11 protein-coding genes are annotated in these 15,464 nt (G+C 60.0%); 8 read left to right on the top strand and 3 right to left on the bottom strand.

Annotation, left to right across the window (positions count from 1 at the left end; translation table 11 throughout):
* The first annotated feature begins 23 nt into the window (after positions 1 to 23).
* The 3 genes from ACLEJR_RS19210 (at position 24) to ACLEJR_RS19200 (ending at position 4,148) form a co-directional block, all read left to right on the top strand.
* The gene (locus ACLEJR_RS19210; RefSeq protein WP_003206179.1) at positions 24 to 1,295 is read left to right on the top strand and encodes a YeaH/YhbH family protein; all 1,272 of its coding nucleotides are present in this window, start codon (positions 24 to 26) and stop codon (positions 1,293 to 1,295) included.
* Entirely contained in the window at positions 1,292 to 2,857 is a 1,566-nt protein-coding gene (locus ACLEJR_RS19205) for a SpoVR family protein (RefSeq protein ID WP_440796404.1), read from the top strand. Before ACLEJR_RS19210 ends, ACLEJR_RS19205 begins: the two co-directional genes overlap by 4 nt.
* A 64-nt stretch (positions 2,858 to 2,921) precedes the next feature.
* The gene (locus tag ACLEJR_RS19200) at positions 2,922 to 4,148 is read left to right on the top strand and encodes a multifunctional CCA addition/repair protein (protein ID WP_440796402.1); all 1,227 of its coding nucleotides are present in this window, start codon (positions 2,922 to 2,924) and stop codon (positions 4,146 to 4,148) included.
* Positions 4,149 to 4,278: 130 nt separating this feature from the next.
* Here ACLEJR_RS19200 and folK read toward each other — a convergent pair whose 3' ends face one another.
* Both folK and folB read right to left on the bottom strand, forming a co-directional pair.
* A complete protein-coding gene (folK, locus tag ACLEJR_RS19195) occupies positions 4,279 to 4,806 on the bottom strand; it encodes a 2-amino-4-hydroxy-6-hydroxymethyldihydropteridine diphosphokinase (protein WP_440796400.1) in 528 nt (175 codons plus the stop codon).
* The gene (gene folB, locus ACLEJR_RS19190; RefSeq protein ID WP_440796398.1) at positions 4,797 to 5,150 is read right to left on the bottom strand and encodes a dihydroneopterin aldolase; all 354 of its coding nucleotides are present in this window, start codon (positions 5,148 to 5,150) and stop codon (positions 4,797 to 4,799) included. Before folB ends, folK begins: the two co-directional genes overlap by 10 nt.
* 74 nt (positions 5,151 to 5,224) lie before the next feature.
* Between folB and plsY the strand changes: the two genes are divergently transcribed.
* A complete protein-coding gene (gene plsY / locus ACLEJR_RS19185) occupies positions 5,225 to 5,794 on the top strand; it encodes a glycerol-3-phosphate 1-O-acyltransferase PlsY (RefSeq protein WP_003177683.1) in 570 nt (189 codons plus the stop codon).
* A gap of 7 nt (positions 5,795 to 5,801) precedes the next feature.
* On the opposite strand, the gene tsaD is transcribed toward plsY, so the two are convergent.
* The gene (gene tsaD, locus ACLEJR_RS19180; RefSeq protein ID WP_440796396.1) at positions 5,802 to 6,827 is read right to left on the bottom strand and encodes a tRNA (adenosine(37)-N6)-threonylcarbamoyltransferase complex transferase subunit TsaD; all 1,026 of its coding nucleotides are present in this window, start codon (positions 6,825 to 6,827) and stop codon (positions 5,802 to 5,804) included.
* A 200-nt stretch (positions 6,828 to 7,027) separates the two neighbouring features.
* Between tsaD and rpsU the strand changes: the two genes are divergently transcribed.
* The 4 genes from rpsU (at position 7,028) to ACLEJR_RS19160 (ending at position 15,463) form a co-directional block, all read left to right on the top strand.
* A complete protein-coding gene (rpsU, locus tag ACLEJR_RS19175) occupies positions 7,028 to 7,243 on the top strand; it encodes a 30S ribosomal protein S21 (RefSeq protein ID WP_002551877.1) in 216 nt (71 codons plus the stop codon).
* A 477-nt stretch (positions 7,244 to 7,720) separates the two neighbouring features.
* Positions 7,721 to 9,679: a DNA primase gene (gene dnaG, locus ACLEJR_RS19170; protein WP_440815802.1), complete on the top strand. Its 1,959-nt coding sequence runs from the start codon at positions 7,721 to 7,723 to the stop codon at positions 9,677 to 9,679.
* Positions 9,680 to 9,746: 67 nt separating this feature from the next.
* Positions 9,747 to 11,594 (top strand): RNA polymerase sigma factor RpoD, encoded by a 1,848-nt coding sequence (rpoD, locus tag ACLEJR_RS19165; protein ID WP_440796392.1) that lies wholly within the window; start codon positions 9,747 to 9,749, stop codon positions 11,592 to 11,594.
* Between the two features lie 125 nt (positions 11,595 to 11,719).
* On the top strand, positions 11,720 to 15,463 hold the full coding sequence (locus ACLEJR_RS19160) for a bifunctional diguanylate cyclase/phosphodiesterase (protein ID WP_440796391.1): 3,744 nt from the start codon (positions 11,720 to 11,722) through the stop codon (positions 15,461 to 15,463).
* The last annotated feature ends 1 nt before the right edge of the window (position 15,464 follow it).

Here is a 15,464-nt window from a genome sequence, read left to right as displayed (position 1 = left end):
CTTGAAGCTGCCCGGAGGGCCGCATGAGCTATGTGATCGACCGACGCCTTAATGGCAAGAACAAAAGCACGGTAAACCGCCAGCGCTTTTTGCGGCGTTACCGTGACCACATCAAGAAGGCCGTCGAAGAGGCCGTCAGCCGGCGTTCCATTACCGACATGGAACATGGCGAACAGATCAGCATTCCCGGGCGCGATATCGACGAGCCGGTGCTACACCATGGCCGCGGCGGTAAACAGACCGTCGTACACCCCGGCAACAAGGAGTTCACCAGCGGCGAACATATCCCACGGCCCCAGGGCGGTGGCGGCGGCAAGGGGCCTGGCAAGGCAGGCAATTCCGGCGAAGGCATGGATGAGTTCGTGTTCCAGATCACTCAGGAGGAGTTCCTGGAGTTCATGTTCGAGGACCTGGAGCTGCCGAACCTGGTCAAGCGTAACCTGACCGGCACCGATACCTTCAAGACCGTACGCGCCGGTATCAGCAACGAAGGCAACCCTTCGCGCATCAACATCATTCGGACCCTGCGTTCGGCCCATGCCCGGCGCATCGCGCTGTCAGGCAGCAGCCGGGCCAAACTGCGCGAGGCGAAAGAAGAACTGGCCCGCCTCAAACGCGAAGAACCTGACAATTTCGGCGACATTCAGGACCTGGAAGCGGAAATCGAGAAACTCAGCGCACGCATCCATCGTGTTCCGTTCCTGGATACGTTCGACCTCAAGTACAACCTGCTGGTCAAACAACCCAACCCCAGCTCCAAGGCGGTGATGTTCTGCCTGATGGACGTTTCCGGTTCCATGACCCAGGCCACCAAGGACATCGCCAAGCGCTTCTTCATCCTTCTGTACCTGTTCCTGAAACGCAACTACGACAAGATCGACGTGGTGTTCATCCGCCATCACACCAGCGCCAGGGAAGTGGATGAAGAAGAGTTCTTCTACTCCAGGGAGACCGGCGGCACCATCGTTTCGAGCGCCTTGAAACTGATGCAGGAAATCATGGCCGAGCGCTATCCGGCCAACGAGTGGAATATCTATGCCGCGCAGGCGTCGGACGGTGACAACTGGAACGACGATTCACCGATTTGCCGCGACATCCTGATCAACCAGATCATGCCGTTCGTCCAGTACTACACCTATGTGGAAATCACTCCACGGGAACACCAGGCCTTGTGGTACGAATATGAGCGGATCGCCGAAGCCTTCAGCGACACATTTGCTCAGCAGCAATTGGTCTCGGCCGGGGATATCTACCCGGTCTTCCGTGAACTCTTCCAGCGCAGGTTAGTGACATGACCGCCAAAAAAGAGCAGAAGCGCCAGCCCATTTCGACAGGCTCCGAATGGACGTTCGAGCTGATCCAGGCCTACGATCGGGAAATCAGCCGTATCGCGGATCGCTATGCCCTGGACACCTACCCGAACCAGATCGAGGTGATTACCGCCGAGCAGATGATGGACGCCTATGCGTCGGTCGGCATGCCGTTGGGTTACCACCACTGGTCCTACGGCAAGCACTTCCTCAGCACCGAAAAGTCCTACACACGCGGCCAGATGGGGCTGGCTTACGAAATCGTGATCAACTCGGATCCTTGCATCGCCTACCTGATGGAAGAAAACACCATCTGCATGCAGGCGCTGGTAGTGGCGCACGCTTGCTATGGGCACAACAGCTTCTTCAAGGGCAACTACCTGTTCCGCACCTGGACCGACGCCAGCTCGATCATCGATTACCTTGTGTTTGCCAAGCAGTACATCATGCAATGCGAAGAGCGCCACGGCATCGATGCGGTAGAAGATCTGCTGGACTCCTGCCACGCCCTGATGAACTACGGGGTGGACCGTTACAAACGACCGTATCCGATTTCCGCCGAAGAGGAGCGCCGACGCCAGAAGGACCGGGAAGAACACCTGCAGAAGCAGATCAATGATCTGTGGCGCACCATTCCCAAGGGCGCGGACAAGTACAACGAAAAGGACAACGCCCGTTTTCCCGCCGAACCCCAGGAAAACATCCTCTACTTCATTGAGAAACATGCACCGCTGCTGGAACCATGGCAGCGGGAAATCGTGCGTATCGTGCGTAAGATTGCCCAGTACTTTTATCCACAGCGTCAGACTCAGGTCATGAACGAAGGCTGGGCAACGTTCTGGCATTACACATTGATGAACGATCTGTACGACGAAGGCCTGGTCACCGATGGCTTCATGATGGAGTTCCTGACGTCCCACACCAGCGTGGTGTTCCAGCCCGGCTTTGACAGCCCGTACTACAGCGGCATCAACCCATACGCGCTGGGTTTCGCCATGTACCGCGACATCCGTCGCATGTGCGAGGCCCCCACCGAAGAGGATCGCCGCTGGTTTCCGGAAATTGCCGGTTCCGACTGGTTGTCCACGATCAAATTCGCCATGAGCAGCTTCAAGGATGAAAGTTTCATCCTGCAGTACCTCTCACCGAAGGTGATTCGCGATCTGAAACTGTTCAGCATCCTCGACGACGATCAGAAAGATGACTTGGTGGTGCCCGCCATCCATGATGAAAGTGGCTATCGCATCATCCGCGAAACCCTGGCGGCGCAGTACAATCTGGGCAACCGCGAGCCCAATGTGCAGATCTACAGCATCGACCGCCGGGGAGATCGCTCACTGACCCTGCGACACCAGGCACATAACCGCAAACCCTTGGGTGACTCCACCGATGAGGTGCTCAAGCACCTGCATCGCCTCTGGGGGTTCGATATTCATCTGGAAACCCTGCAAGGCGACCAGGTCATGAAAACCCATCACGTACCGCCCAGAAACGAACAAGCCGAGGGGGACTATGGCCGCCTGGACCTGGCAGTGACCCACCTTTGACCGATGTTTGCGCCTCCGAAGGTCCGGCACAAAGGTTATCCTGTCGGACCAACGGAGGTTTTTTATGCAGATCTATAAAGTCGGCGGTGCCGTTCGCGACCGCCTGCTAGGCATTCCCGTCACCGACATCGACCGGGTCGTAGTGGGTGCCACCGCCGAGCAAATGCTTGCCTTGGGCTTTCGTCCCGTCGGGGCTGACTTTCCGGTCTTCCTTGACCCAGACACTGGCGAGGAATACGCCCTCGCCCGTACCGAACGCAAAAGCGGCCGAGGCTATGGCGGGTTCGTGTTCCATGCCAGCCCTGACGTGACCCTAGAGGAAGACCTGATCCGCCGGGACTTGACGATCAACGCCATGGCGGAAGATGACGACGGCAACCTGACCGACCCCTATAACGGCCAGCGCGATCTTGAAGCCCGCATGCTTCGCCACGTTTCCCCGGCTTTTGCCGAAGATCCGCTCCGAGTCCTGCGGGTTGCTCGCTTTGCCGCGCGCTACGCGCCTCTGGGTTTCAAGGTCGCGGGTGAAACTCTGGAACTGATGCGCCAACTCAGTGGCTCCGGCGAGTTGCAAGCGCTGACCGCCGAACGCAGCTGGAAGGAAATCTCCCGCGCCCTGATGGAAAAACAACCGCAGGTATTTATTCAGGTACTGCGTGACTGCACGGCCCTCAAAGTCCTGATGCCCGAAGTCGACGCGCTGTTCGGCGTACCACAACCTGAGGTGCATCACCCGGAAATAGACACCGGCATCCACACCCTGAGCGTGCTGGAGCAGGCCGCCCTGCACTGCCAACCGCTGACGGTTCGCTGGGCGTGCCTGCTTCATGACTTGGGCAAAGGCCTGACACCCGAGGATGAGTGGCCGCGTCATATCGCCCATGAACACAAGGGGTTGAAACCGATCAAGGCGATCAACGAGCGCTTCAAGGTGCCGCGCGACTGCCAGGAGCTGGCACTACTGGTCGGTCAGTACCACACCCATGGCCACAGGGCACTCGAGTTGAAAGCATCCACCCTGCTTGAACTGCTGCAAAGTTTCGACGTGTATCGTCGCCCCCAGCGCTTCGAGGAATTCATCGCGGCCTGCGAGATGGATGCGCGTGGGCGCAAAGGGTTGGAGGAGCGGAGTTATCCACAGGCGGACTATTTGCGTGGCGCGGCAGCAGCGGCGCGTGCGGTAGCGGTGCAGCCGTTGCTGGAGAAAGGTTTCAAGGGGCCGGAACTGGGCGAGGCGATCAAGCGCGAGCGGCTCAGGGCATTGAAGGTGTACAAGGAAGCGGCGGGCTGACAGGGAACGTTGTGTCAGTTGGCATCTTTGGCGGATGTTCCATCTTCATCGCGAGCAGGCTCGCTCCCATAGGGTTTGCGGTGGGCGCCGAACCTGCGTCAATGTGGGAGCGAGCCTGCTCGCGATGGTGTCAGGAAGGACGCAGCAGTTCCAATGGCGTCAACTGCTCGCCCCGCCACTCGAAAGCCACCGGCGCCAGAACCTGATCGATCTGCGACTCATCCCACAAAGCGGCGAAGCTTTTACCCACGCCAGGATGAACCCGATCAGGAGCGATCAAGGATAACGGCCACAGAACGAAAGCATTCCTGAGAATTTCTGCGCGAGGCAACACCAACCCATCGAAGTTTCCGACCTGTTCGCCATACAGCAACACGTCGATGTCCAGCGGCAACCCCTTGCGGTCCGGTGCATAACGACCGTTGTCCGCCTCGATGAACTTGAGGCGACGATCCAGTTCCATCAGCGGCAGATCGGTGAAGGCCGAAACGACAAAGTTGAAGAACGGCCCGCTCTTGATCCCCACCGGCTGGCTCTCGAATACCGCCGAACAGCGCATATCCGAAAGAAAACTCGCCAAGGCTTCAAGCCCGGCGCGCAAATGGGTTTCACGCTCGATATTGCTGCCGAGCCCGAGAAAAACCTGAGTCAGCGACATCCGCGCTCGATCTCCACGCCTACTCCACTGGCGGCCGGAACGGCGCCAGGCTTGGTCAATTTCAGGCGCAGCCAAGTGATCTTGAACTCGTCCATCAGTTCTTGGGCCAGTCGCTCGGCGAAGGTCTCGACCAATTGAAACTGCGCTTGCGCGGCGAACGCCTGGATGCGCGACGATACGCTGGCATAGTCGAGCGCCAGGGTCAGGTCATCACCCGCCGCAGCCGGACGGTTATCCCAGGCAAAACTCAGATCAAGCCGCAGACACTGTCGGATGCCTCGCTCCCAGTCGTAGGCACCAATGACGGTGTCGACTTCCAGGCCTTCGATAAACACTCTGTCCAAGCACTCTTCTCCGCAGCACGACAAGGGCGCAATGCGCCGTTAGAATCAGGGCGTCCTCGCCCGGAATAGTTAGCATGTTTTGGTTACTGGCGATTCTCGCCTACCTGCTCGGCTCGCTGTCCTTCGCCATTTTGCTCAGCCGCCTGACCGGTCGCCCGGATCCGCGAATGAGTGGTTCAGGCAATGCCGGCGCCACCAACATGCTGCGCCTGGCAGGACGCAAACTGGCTGTCCTGACCCTGCTCGGTGACCTCTGCAAAGGCCTTGTGCCCGTATTGATCGCCAGCCTTGCAGGGCTCTCGTTGCAACAGCAGGCCTGGATCGGCGTCTGCGCCGTCATCGGCCACCTGTTTCCGCTGTACTTCCGCTTTCGTGGCGGCAAGGGCGTTGCCACCGCTGCCGGCATGTTGCTGGGTCTGTATCCGCCTGCAGCTCTGCTGGCGGTCTGCGCCTGGCTACTGACGTTCTACCTCACCCGAACCAGCTCGCTGGCCGCGTTGATTGCCACCCCCCTGACCCTGCCACTGCTGGCTTGGCAGGAACCGGCGGCCTTGCTGCCGATGACCGCCTTGGTCGCACTGATCGTCTGGCGTCACCGGGGCAATCTACGCGACCTGTTCGCCGGGCGCGAACGGCATTTCTAGATAAACGTCACAACGGCGATAGCTGCTCCATGGGCCAGCGCGCCTGCACGCTGATCGCCAGGCTTTCGTGCTGCCCGGCTTTCAGGCGCTGACAGCCGGCGAAGGCAATCATCGCACCGTTATCGGTGCAGAACTGCGGCCTGGCGTAGAACACGTCGCCGTCCATGGTGCCAAGCATTTTCTCCAGCGATAGCCGCAGGGCCTTGTTTGCGCTCACGCCACCGGCAATCACCAGACGCTTGAGCCCGGCCTGCTTCAGGGCCCGCTTGCACTTGATGGTCAAAGTCTCCACCACGGCCTGCTGGAACGCCAGCGAGATGTCGCAACGGGCTTGCTCGCTGTCGTCCCCGGCGCTGACGCATTGCTGCCAGGTGTTCAGGGCAAAGGTTTTCAGGCCGCTGAAGCTGAAATCCAGGCCGGGCCGATCACACATCGGACGCGGGAAGACGAAGCGCCCGTCGACGCCTTGAGCCGCCAGCCGGGAAATTTCCGGTCCGCCAGGATAATTGAGGCCCATCATTTTCGCGGTTTTGTCGAAGGCTTCACCGGCAGCATCGTCGAGGGTCTCGCCAAGCAATTCGTACTGGCCGATTCCGTCAACCCGAATGAGCTGCGTATGGCCGCCCGACACCAACAAAGCGACGAACGGAAACTCGGGCGGTTTGGACTCGAGCATCGGTGCCAGCAGGTGACCTTCCATGTGGTGCACGCCGAGGGCTGGAATACCCCAGGCAAACGCCAGCGCCTGGGCGCAGGACGCGCCAACCAGCAGCGCGCCCACCAGCCCGGGCCCGGCGGTGTAGGCGATGGCGTCGATCTCGGTCGGTACACAGCCGCTTTCGGCCAGGACCTGACGGATCAAGGGCAGCATGCGCTTGACGTGATCGCGGGACGCAAGCTCGGGGACCACGCCGCCGTAGGCGCGGTGCAAGTCGATCTGGCTGAACAGCGCATCGGCCAGCAGGCCGCGCTCGCTGTCATAGAGTGCGACACCGGTTTCGTCGCAGGAAGTTTCCAATCCCAGTACTAGCATGGGTCTGCGCCTTGTAGGGGCTGAATTCGAAGGCGCGCATAATAGTCGCCACATGATGCCCCGACCAGCGGTTTTCGATCAGAGGCTTTGCATTCCGAGCGTTGAGGGGTTAACATCCGCAACCCTTAAAAACCGACGTCTTCAAGTGCATCTTTTGCCGCGAGGATGTTGACCCCGGTAATGAATGAAGGTAGCTCTGGATGCCAGCCGTCAAAGTAAAAGAGAACGAACCCTTCGACGTAGCTCTGCGTCGTTTCAAGCGCTCCTGCGAAAAAGCCGGTGTTCTGGCTGAAGTTCGTAGCCGCGAATTCTACGAGAAGCCGACTTCCGAGCGTAAGCGCAAAGCAGCAGCCGCTGTTAAGCGTCACGCCAAGAAAGTTCAGCGCGAACAGCGCCGCGCCGTACGCCTGTACTAATACACAGACGTTCGTAGCAAGCTTCTGCCAAGCCCGGCCCTCAAGCCGGGCTTATGGCATTTGCGGAATAACGCTTGATGCTTCACCGTCAAAGCCGCAGACGCGACCAAGACAACCTGCTTCACCGCGTCAGACCTGGCTTCTTGCCAGCGGTGCACGTCTTTCCTGACGAGCCTTCCAAGGCTACTGACGAGCACACCCTGATTCCTCTAACGACGATCAGCCCAAGGCACCTGTCTGCGTGCCCGCTTCATGAGCTATCCGAGGCCCGACCGGCCGTTACCGGACTCAGCGCAACACATTCGAACAGCCGATTACTGATCGTCATTAACGTCAGTGGATTATCGGCAGATACACTTCCCGACAGCGATACTGAAGACGACCGGTTGAGCCACCGCTCATGCGTGCCTCAAGACCTGGAACCGATGCCCCCTGCTGCTTTCGGGCCTTATTTCGCGCAGTGATGATGAGAACGCCATGGCCGGGCTGATTCCCCAGAGCTTTATTGACGACCTCCTGAACCGCACCGACATCGTCGACGTGGTCAGCTCTCGCCTGCAAATGAAAAAAGCGGGCAAGAACTACACGGCCTGCTGCCCGTTTCACAAAGAGAAAACCCCGTCGTTCAGCGTCAGCCCCGACAAGCAGTTCTACTATTGCTTCGGCTGCGGCGCTGGCGGCAATGCCCTCGGCTTCATCATGGACCACGACAACCTGGACTTTCCCCAGGCTGTCGAAGAACTGGCCAAAGCCGCCGGCATGGAGATCCCCCGCGAGGAAAGCGGTCGCCAGCACAAACCGCGTCAACCGACCGACTCGCCGCTTTATCCACTGCTGACAGCGGCCGCCGATTTTTATCGCCAGGCCCTCAAGAGCCATCCGGCACGCAAGGCTGCAGTGGACTACCTCAAGGGCCGTGGCCTGACCGGTGAAATTGCCCGGGACTTTGGCCTGGGCTTCGCCCCGCCCGGCTGGGACAACCTGTACAAGCACCTGAGCAGCGACACGCTGCAACAGCGCGCCATGATCGACGCCGGCCTACTGATCGAAAATGCCGAGACCGGCAAGCGCTACGATCGCTTTCGTGACCGGGTGATGTTTCCGATCCGCGACACACGCGGACGGATCATTGCCTTCGGCGGTCGGGTACTGGGCGACGACAAGCCCAAATACCTGAACTCCCCGGAAACCCCGGTGTTCCATAAGGGCCAGGAGCTCTATGGGCTGTACGAGGCGCGCAAGAACAATCGCAACCTCGATGAAATCATCGTCGTCGAAGGCTACATGGACGTAATTGCCCTGGCCCAGCAAGGCCTGCGCAATGCCGTCGCGACCCTCGGCACGGCCACCAGCGAAGAGCACATGAAGCGCCTGTTTCGGGTGGTGCCCAGCGTGTTGTTCTGCTTTGACGGCGACCAGGCCGGCCGTAACGCCGCCTGGCGTGCACTGGAAGCGACACTGCCATGCCTGCAGGACGGGCGGCGGGCACGCTTTCTGTTCCTGCCCGAGGGCGAGGACCCGGACACACTGGTGCGCTCCGAAGGCACCGACGCGTTCCGCGCGCGGATCAACCAGCATGCGCAACCGTTGGCCGATTATTTTTTCCAGCAATTGACCGAAGAGGCCGATCCGCGCTCCCTCGAAGGCAAGGCTCACATGGTCACCCTCGCAGCGCCGCTGATCGACAAAGTGCCAGGTGCCAACCTGCGCGCACTCATGCGCCAGCGCCTGACCGAGATCACCGGGCTCAACAGCGAAGCGGTCAATCAGCTGGCTCATAGCGCCCCGCCGGAAGCGCCGCCGGCCTACGATCCGGGCATCGACTACGACGCGATGCCGGATTTCGCGGACTATCATCAACCTCAGCAAGACTATGCGCCGCAGCAGCAATGGGCACCGAAAAAACCGGGCAGCGGCGGCAAGAAATGGGACAAAAGGCCGTGGGACAAGAACGCCAAGCGTGGCGATCACGACCAGCCACGTGCCCCGCGGGTGCCGGCCGCCGTCGAACCCCCAACACTGGCGGCCCTGCGCACCTTGCTGCATCACCCACAACTGGCCGGCAAGGTCGAGGACGCAGGGCATTTCGCCGCCGAGGACCACAGCAACACGCAATTGCTGGTGGCACTCCTGGAAGCGGTGCAGAAAAACCCCAGGCTAAACTCCTTCCAATTGATCGCACGGTGGCATGGCACCGAACAGGGACGCTTGTTGAAGGCCCTGGCGGAGAAGGAATGGCTGATTGAAGGAGATAACCTTGAACAACAGTTTTTCGACACCATTACTAGCTTGTCCGCCCGCCAACGTGAGCGAAATCTGGAACAACTTCTACGAAAAGCTCGCCAAAGCGAGCTGACCAGCGAAGAGAAAAACCAATTGCGCGACTTACTCAGCCGCAATGTCAACGCATCAAACCCGACCTCAACTGGCGCGTGAGGTCACAGCTCAGGTATAATCCTCGGCTTGTTTTTTGCCCGCCAAGACCTTCAGTGGATAGGGTGTTATGTCCGGAAAAGCGCAACAGCAGTCTCGTATCAAAGAGTTGATCCTATTGGGTCGTGAGCAGGGCTACCTGACTTACGCGGAGGTCAACGACCACCTGCCGGAGGATATTTCAGATCCGGAACAGGTGGAAGACATCATCCGCATGATCAACGACATGGGGATCAACGTATTCGAGGTTGCTCCTGATAAGGACGCCCTGATGCTGGCCGACGCCGATACCGACGAGGCGGCCGCTGAAGAAGCGGCCGCAGCGTTGGCGGCGGTGGAGACCGACATCGGTCGTACCACGGACCCCGTGCGCATGTACATGCGTGAAATGGGTACGGTAGAGCTCCTCACGCGTGAAGGCGAAATCGAAATCGCCAAGCGTATCGAGGAAGGCATCCGCGAAGTGATGGGCGCAATCGCGCACTTCCCTGGCACGGTCGAGCACATTCTCTCCGAGTACACCCGCGTCACCACCGAAGGTGGCCGTCTGTCCGACGTCCTGAGCGGCTACATCGACCCGGACGACGGCATCGCGCCGCCGGCCGCCGAAGTGCCGCCGCCGCTTGACTCTAAAGCCGTCAAGGCCGACGACGACAGCGATGACGAAGATGCCGAAGCCAGCGATGACGAAGAAGAAGCCGAAAGCGGTCCGGATCCGGTCATCGCTGCACAGCGTTTCGGCGCTGTGGCCGACCAGATGGAAATCACCCGCAAGGCGCTGAAAAAGCACGGTCGCGATAACAAGCAGGCCATGGCCGAGCTGTTGGCCCTGGCCGAGCTGTTCATGCCGATCAAGCTGGTGCCCAAGCAATTCGAAGGTCTGGTCGAGCGTGTCCGTAGCGCCCTGGATCGCCTGCGTCAGCAAGAGCGTGCGATCATGCAGCTCTGCGTACGTGACGCCCGCATGCCGCGTGCCGACTTCCTGCGTCAGTTCCCCGGCAACGAAGTGGACGAAAGCTGGACCGACGCACTGGCCAAGGGCAAGAGCAAGTACGCCGAAGCCATTGCCCGCCTGCAACCGGACATCATCCGTTGCCAGCAGAAGCTGAGTGCGCTGGAAACCGAGACCGGCCTGAGCATCGCCGAGATCAAGGACATCAACCGTCGCATGTCGATCGGCGAGGCCAAGGCCCGTCGCGCGAAGAAAGAGATGGTCGAAGCCAACTTGCGTCTGGTGATCTCCATCGCCAAGAAGTACACCAACCGCGGCCTGCAATTCCTCGACCTGATCCAGGAAGGCAACATCGGCCTGATGAAGGCGGTAGATAAGTTCGAATACCGTCGCGGCTACAAGTTCTCGACCTATGCCACCTGGTGGATCCGTCAGGCGATCACTCGCTCGATCGCCGACCAGGCACGCACCATTCGTATTCCGGTGCACATGATCGAGACGATCAACAAGCTCAACCGTATTTCGCGGCAGATGCTGCAGGAAATGGGTCGCGAACCGACACCGGAAGAGCTGGGCGAACGCATGGAAATGCCTGAGGACAAGATCCGCAAGGTACTGAAGATCGCCAAAGAGCCGATCTCCATGGAAACCCCGATCGGTGATGACGAAGACTCCCATCTGGGTGACTTCATCGAAGACTCCACCATGCAGTCGCCGATCGATGTCGCCACCGTTGAGAGCCTCAAGGAAGCGACGCGCGAAGTGCTCTCCGGCCTCACTGCCCGTGAAGCCAAGGTACTGCGCATGCGTTTCGGCATCGACATGAATACCGACCACACCCTCGAGGAAGTCGGTAAGCAATTCGATGTAACCCGCGAGCGGATTCGTCAGATCGAAGCCAAGGCGTTGCGTAAATTGCGCCACCCGACACGAAGCGAGCACCTGCGCTCCTTCCTCGACGAGTAATACCCAGAACCCCCGGCCTTGCCGGGGGTTTTGTCATGTGCAGATAAAATCCCCCGTTACGCCCTCCCTGCCCTATAGCCCGTCTACACTCGAAACATCCTTTCCCAAGCCATGGCGAGACAGTGATGCCCAGACTGACGGCCGCGCTTTTGCTGTCATTGATGACATGGACCGCAACCGCTGGCGCGCTGACGCTCACCGACGAGGAGCTCCGCTGGCTCAAGGACCACCCCGACCTGCGCCTGGGTGTCGATGCCTCTTGGCCGCCATTTGAATTCCGCGACGATCAGGGGCGCTACCAAGGCCTGGCCGCCGATTACGTCGAAATCATCCGCGAGCGCCTGGCTGTCACCCTTACGCCCATCGAACCGGTCAGCTGGACCGCCGTGCTGGAGCAGGTGGCGCAGGGCAAAATCGATCTGCTGCCAGGCATCATGTCCACCCCCGAACGCCAGAACTACCTGGCCTTTACCCGTCCTTACCTGGATTTTCCGATCGTCATCCTGGCCCACCAGGGCGGCGCCCAGCCTCACAACCTGCAAGATCTCTACGGGTTGAAAATTGCCGTGGTGGACAATTACGCGCCCCACGAACTGTTGCGCAATCATCATCCGGACCTGAATCTGGTGGCGCTCCCTAACGTCAGCTCGGCCTTGCAAGCGCTGGCGACCGATGAAGTCGACGCGGTCGTCGGCGACCTGGCCTCCAGCGTCTGGAGCCTGCGCCAACTCAAGCTGGACGGTCTGTATGTCAGCGGGGAAACACCCTATCGCTACCAACTGGCGATGGGCGTGCCCCGGGACAACAAGATTCTTGTAGGCATTCTCGATAAGGTCCTGGCAGACATGACCCCGGCCGAGGTCAGTGAGATCCAGGAAAAATGGGTCGGCAATGTGCGCGACTACCGTCAGTTTTGGTCGGACCTGTTGATTTATGGCCTGCCCACCCTGCTCCTGTTGGTCGGCATCCTCGCCGTGGTCATTCGCATCAACCGCCGGCTGAGCTCCGAAATCGCCCGACGCGTCGACCTGGAACAGGAGCTGCGCAGCAGTGAATACCATTACCGCGGTCTGGTGGAGAGCCTCTCGGCCATTGCCTGGGAAGCGAAAGTCAGCGATTTCACCTACAGCTACGTTTCGCCCCATGCCGAGGAATTGCTCGGCTATCCCCTCGCCCACTGGCTGATCCCGGGGTTCTGGCGCAACATCATCCATCCCGCCGACCTGATCCGTGCCCAGACCTATTGCGACGCCGAGGTGCTGGCCGGTCGCGACCACTGTATCGATTATCGCGTCATCACCGCCGATGGCCGCTGCTTGTGGGTGCGCGACATCGTCAGCCTGATCGAACACGGCCACGAACCGGTGATGCGCGGGTTGATGATCGACATCAGCGAAGCCAAGCGCACCGAAGAAGCGCTGCGCCTGTCGGAGCAGAAGTTCGCCTCGGTGTTTCGCCAGTGCCCGGACATCCTGGTCATTGCGCGCCTGGTAGACGGCTGTCTGCTGGAGGTCAACACCGCCTTTGAAGAACAGATCGGCCTGAGCGCCGACGAAGTAGTGGGCAAGACCGCGACCGAACTGAACATCTGGGGCATCCCTGGCGTCGGCCCGAGCCTGCTGCAACGCTTACAGGCCGGCAGCATTCGTAATCTGGAAATGCCTTTTCGCCGCAGCAACGGCCAGGCCTTCACCGGTTTGATCTCCGCCGAGCCCTTTGACCTCGATACAACACCGGCCCTGGTCGTGGTGGTACGTGACATCAGCCAGCTCAAGGAAACCCAGCAGCAACTGCAAACCTCCGAAGAGAAGTTCGCCAAGGCGTTTCACGCCTCGCCCGACGGCCTGTTGCTGTCGCGGCAAAGCGACGGCTTGCTGATTGAAGTCAACGAGGGCTTCAGCCGCATTACCGGCTTCAACAGCGCGTTGTCGGTAGATCGGTCGACCCTGGACCTGGGGATCTGGGTCAATCTCAACGAACGCAAACAAATGCTTGACCTGTTGCAGCGCGATGGCTTCGTGAAGGATTTCAGTTGTCATATCCGCCGCAACGACGGGCAGATCCGGCTTTGCGAAGTCTCCAGCCGACCTCTGCCCATCGGCAATGAAAACTGCATGCTGACCATCGCCCGGGACATCACCGAACGCCACCTCATGCAGGAAAAGCTGCAACAGGCCGCCACCGTATTCGAAAGCACCGCCGAGGGCGTCCTGATCACCGATACGCAACAGCACATCAGCGCCGTGAATCGTGCCTTCACCGAGATCACGGGCTATAGCGAAACCGAAGCCCTGGGCCATACGCCTCGTTTATTGGCGTCCGGCCTGCATGACAGCGCCTTTTACGCGGCGATGTGGCACCAGTTGACGGCCGAAGGACACTGGCAAGGCGAGATTTCCAACCGGCGCAAAAACGGCGAGCTGTACCCCAGTTGGCTGACCATCAGCGCGGTGCGCAATCGCCACCAGCAGATCACCCATTTCGTCGCGGTCTTTGCCGATATTTCCAGCCTCAAGCACGCCCAGGCCCGACTCGACTACCAGGCGCACCACGACCCGCTTACCGGACTGCCAAATCGCACGCTGTTTGAAAGCCGGTTGCTGGCCGCTCTCAACAGCCAACAGGAAAACGGCGGCCAGGGTGCGGTGCTGTTCCTCGACCTGGACCGCTTCAAACATATCAACGACAGCCTCGGGCACCCGGTCGGCGACCTGCTGCTCAAAGGCATCGCCGTGCGCCTGCGCGAGCAACTGCGTGATATCGACACCGTGGCGCGCCTGGGCGGCGATGAATTCATCATCCTCTTACCGGGCCTGCAACAACCCAGCGACGCCGAGCACATTGCCCAGAAGCTGCTGAACTGCTTTAGCGCGCCATTCCAGGCCGGTGAACATGAGTTCTTCATCAGTGCCAGCATTGGCACGAGCCTGTATCCACAGGATGGCAACGACGTTGCCACGCTGGTCAAGAATGCGGACGCGGCGATGTACCGCTCCAAGGCCAAAGGGCGCAATCGGGTGGAGAGCTACACCCGTGACCTGACCGCCCAGGCCAGCGAACGCGTGGCCCTGGAGCATGAACTGCGGCGGGCGATCGAGCGCAACGAGCTGTCGCTGTCTTTCCAACCGAAAATCAGCCTCGTCGACAATCGCCTGGTGGGTGCCGAAGCACTGATTCGCTGGTACCACCCGACATTCGGTGACGTACCGCCGGAACACTTCATCCCCCTGGCGGAAGAGAACGGCATGATTCTGCAGATCGGCGACTGGGTACTGGAGCGCGCCTGTCGGCAACTGTGCGAATGGAACCGCACCTACGATAGCCTCGGCCCGCTCTCGGTCAACCTGGCCGGCGCCCAGCTGCGCCAGCCAAACCTGCTCGGGCGGATCGAGCAACTGTTGCGGGAATACCACCTTCAGCCCGGCCTATTGCAACTGGAGATTACCGAAAACTTCATCATGAGCCAGGCCGAAGAAGCGCTGATAGTGCTGCATCAGTTGAAAAAACTGGGCGTGCAACTGGCCATCGATGATTTCGGCACCGGCTACTCCTCGCTGAGTTACCTCAAGCGGCTGCCGCTGGACATCCTCAAGATCGACCAGTCCTTCGTCCGCGGCCTGCCCGACGACCCACACGACGCGGCCATCGTACGCGCCATCATTGCCTTGGGCCGCAGCATGCAATTCAGCATCATTGCCGAAGGCGTCGAGACCCTGGCCCAGCAGCAATTCCTCGCCGAAGAAGGTTGCGAACAGATCCAGGGCTACATCGTCAGCCTGCCCCTGTGCGCAGACGAATTCGCCGCAACGTTTCTGCGTGTGACCGTATCGGATTATTCGGATAGCACAGCCGAGAAACCGTCGCTATAAT

Origin of the sequence: Pseudomonas sp. SMN5 (assembly GCF_052041925.1) — a bacterium.
Lineage (GTDB): Bacteria > Pseudomonadota > Gammaproteobacteria > Pseudomonadales > Pseudomonadaceae > Aquipseudomonas.
This window is presented reverse-complemented; position numbering and strand designations above follow the sequence as displayed.

Excerpts from the sequence above, each read along its gene's own strand:
- ACLEJR_RS19210 (WP_003206179.1), top strand. The coding sequence starts at position 24 with ATGAGCTATGTGATCGACCGACGCCTTAATGGCAAGAACAAAAGCACG.
- ACLEJR_RS19205 (WP_440796404.1), top strand. The coding sequence starts at position 1,292 with ATGACCGCCAAAAAAGAGCAGAAGCGCCAGCCCATTTCGACAGGCTCC.
- ACLEJR_RS19200 (WP_440796402.1), top strand. The coding sequence starts at position 2,922 with ATGCAGATCTATAAAGTCGGCGGTGCCGTTCGCGACCGCCTGCTAGGC.
- folK (WP_440796400.1), bottom strand. The coding sequence starts at position 4,806 with ATGTCGCTGACTCAGGTTTTTCTCGGGCTCGGCAGCAATATCGAGCGT.
- plsY (WP_003177683.1), top strand. The coding sequence starts at position 5,225 with ATGTTTTGGTTACTGGCGATTCTCGCCTACCTGCTCGGCTCGCTGTCC.
- tsaD (WP_440796396.1), bottom strand. The coding sequence starts at position 6,827 with ATGCTAGTACTGGGATTGGAAACTTCCTGCGACGAAACCGGTGTCGCA.
- rpsU (WP_002551877.1), top strand. The coding sequence starts at position 7,028 with ATGCCAGCCGTCAAAGTAAAAGAGAACGAACCCTTCGACGTAGCTCTG.
- dnaG (WP_440815802.1), top strand. The coding sequence starts at position 7,721 with ATGGCCGGGCTGATTCCCCAGAGCTTTATTGACGACCTCCTGAACCGC.
- rpoD (WP_440796392.1), top strand. The coding sequence starts at position 9,747 with ATGTCCGGAAAAGCGCAACAGCAGTCTCGTATCAAAGAGTTGATCCTA.
- ACLEJR_RS19160 (WP_440796391.1), top strand. The coding sequence starts at position 11,720 with ATGCCCAGACTGACGGCCGCGCTTTTGCTGTCATTGATGACATGGACC.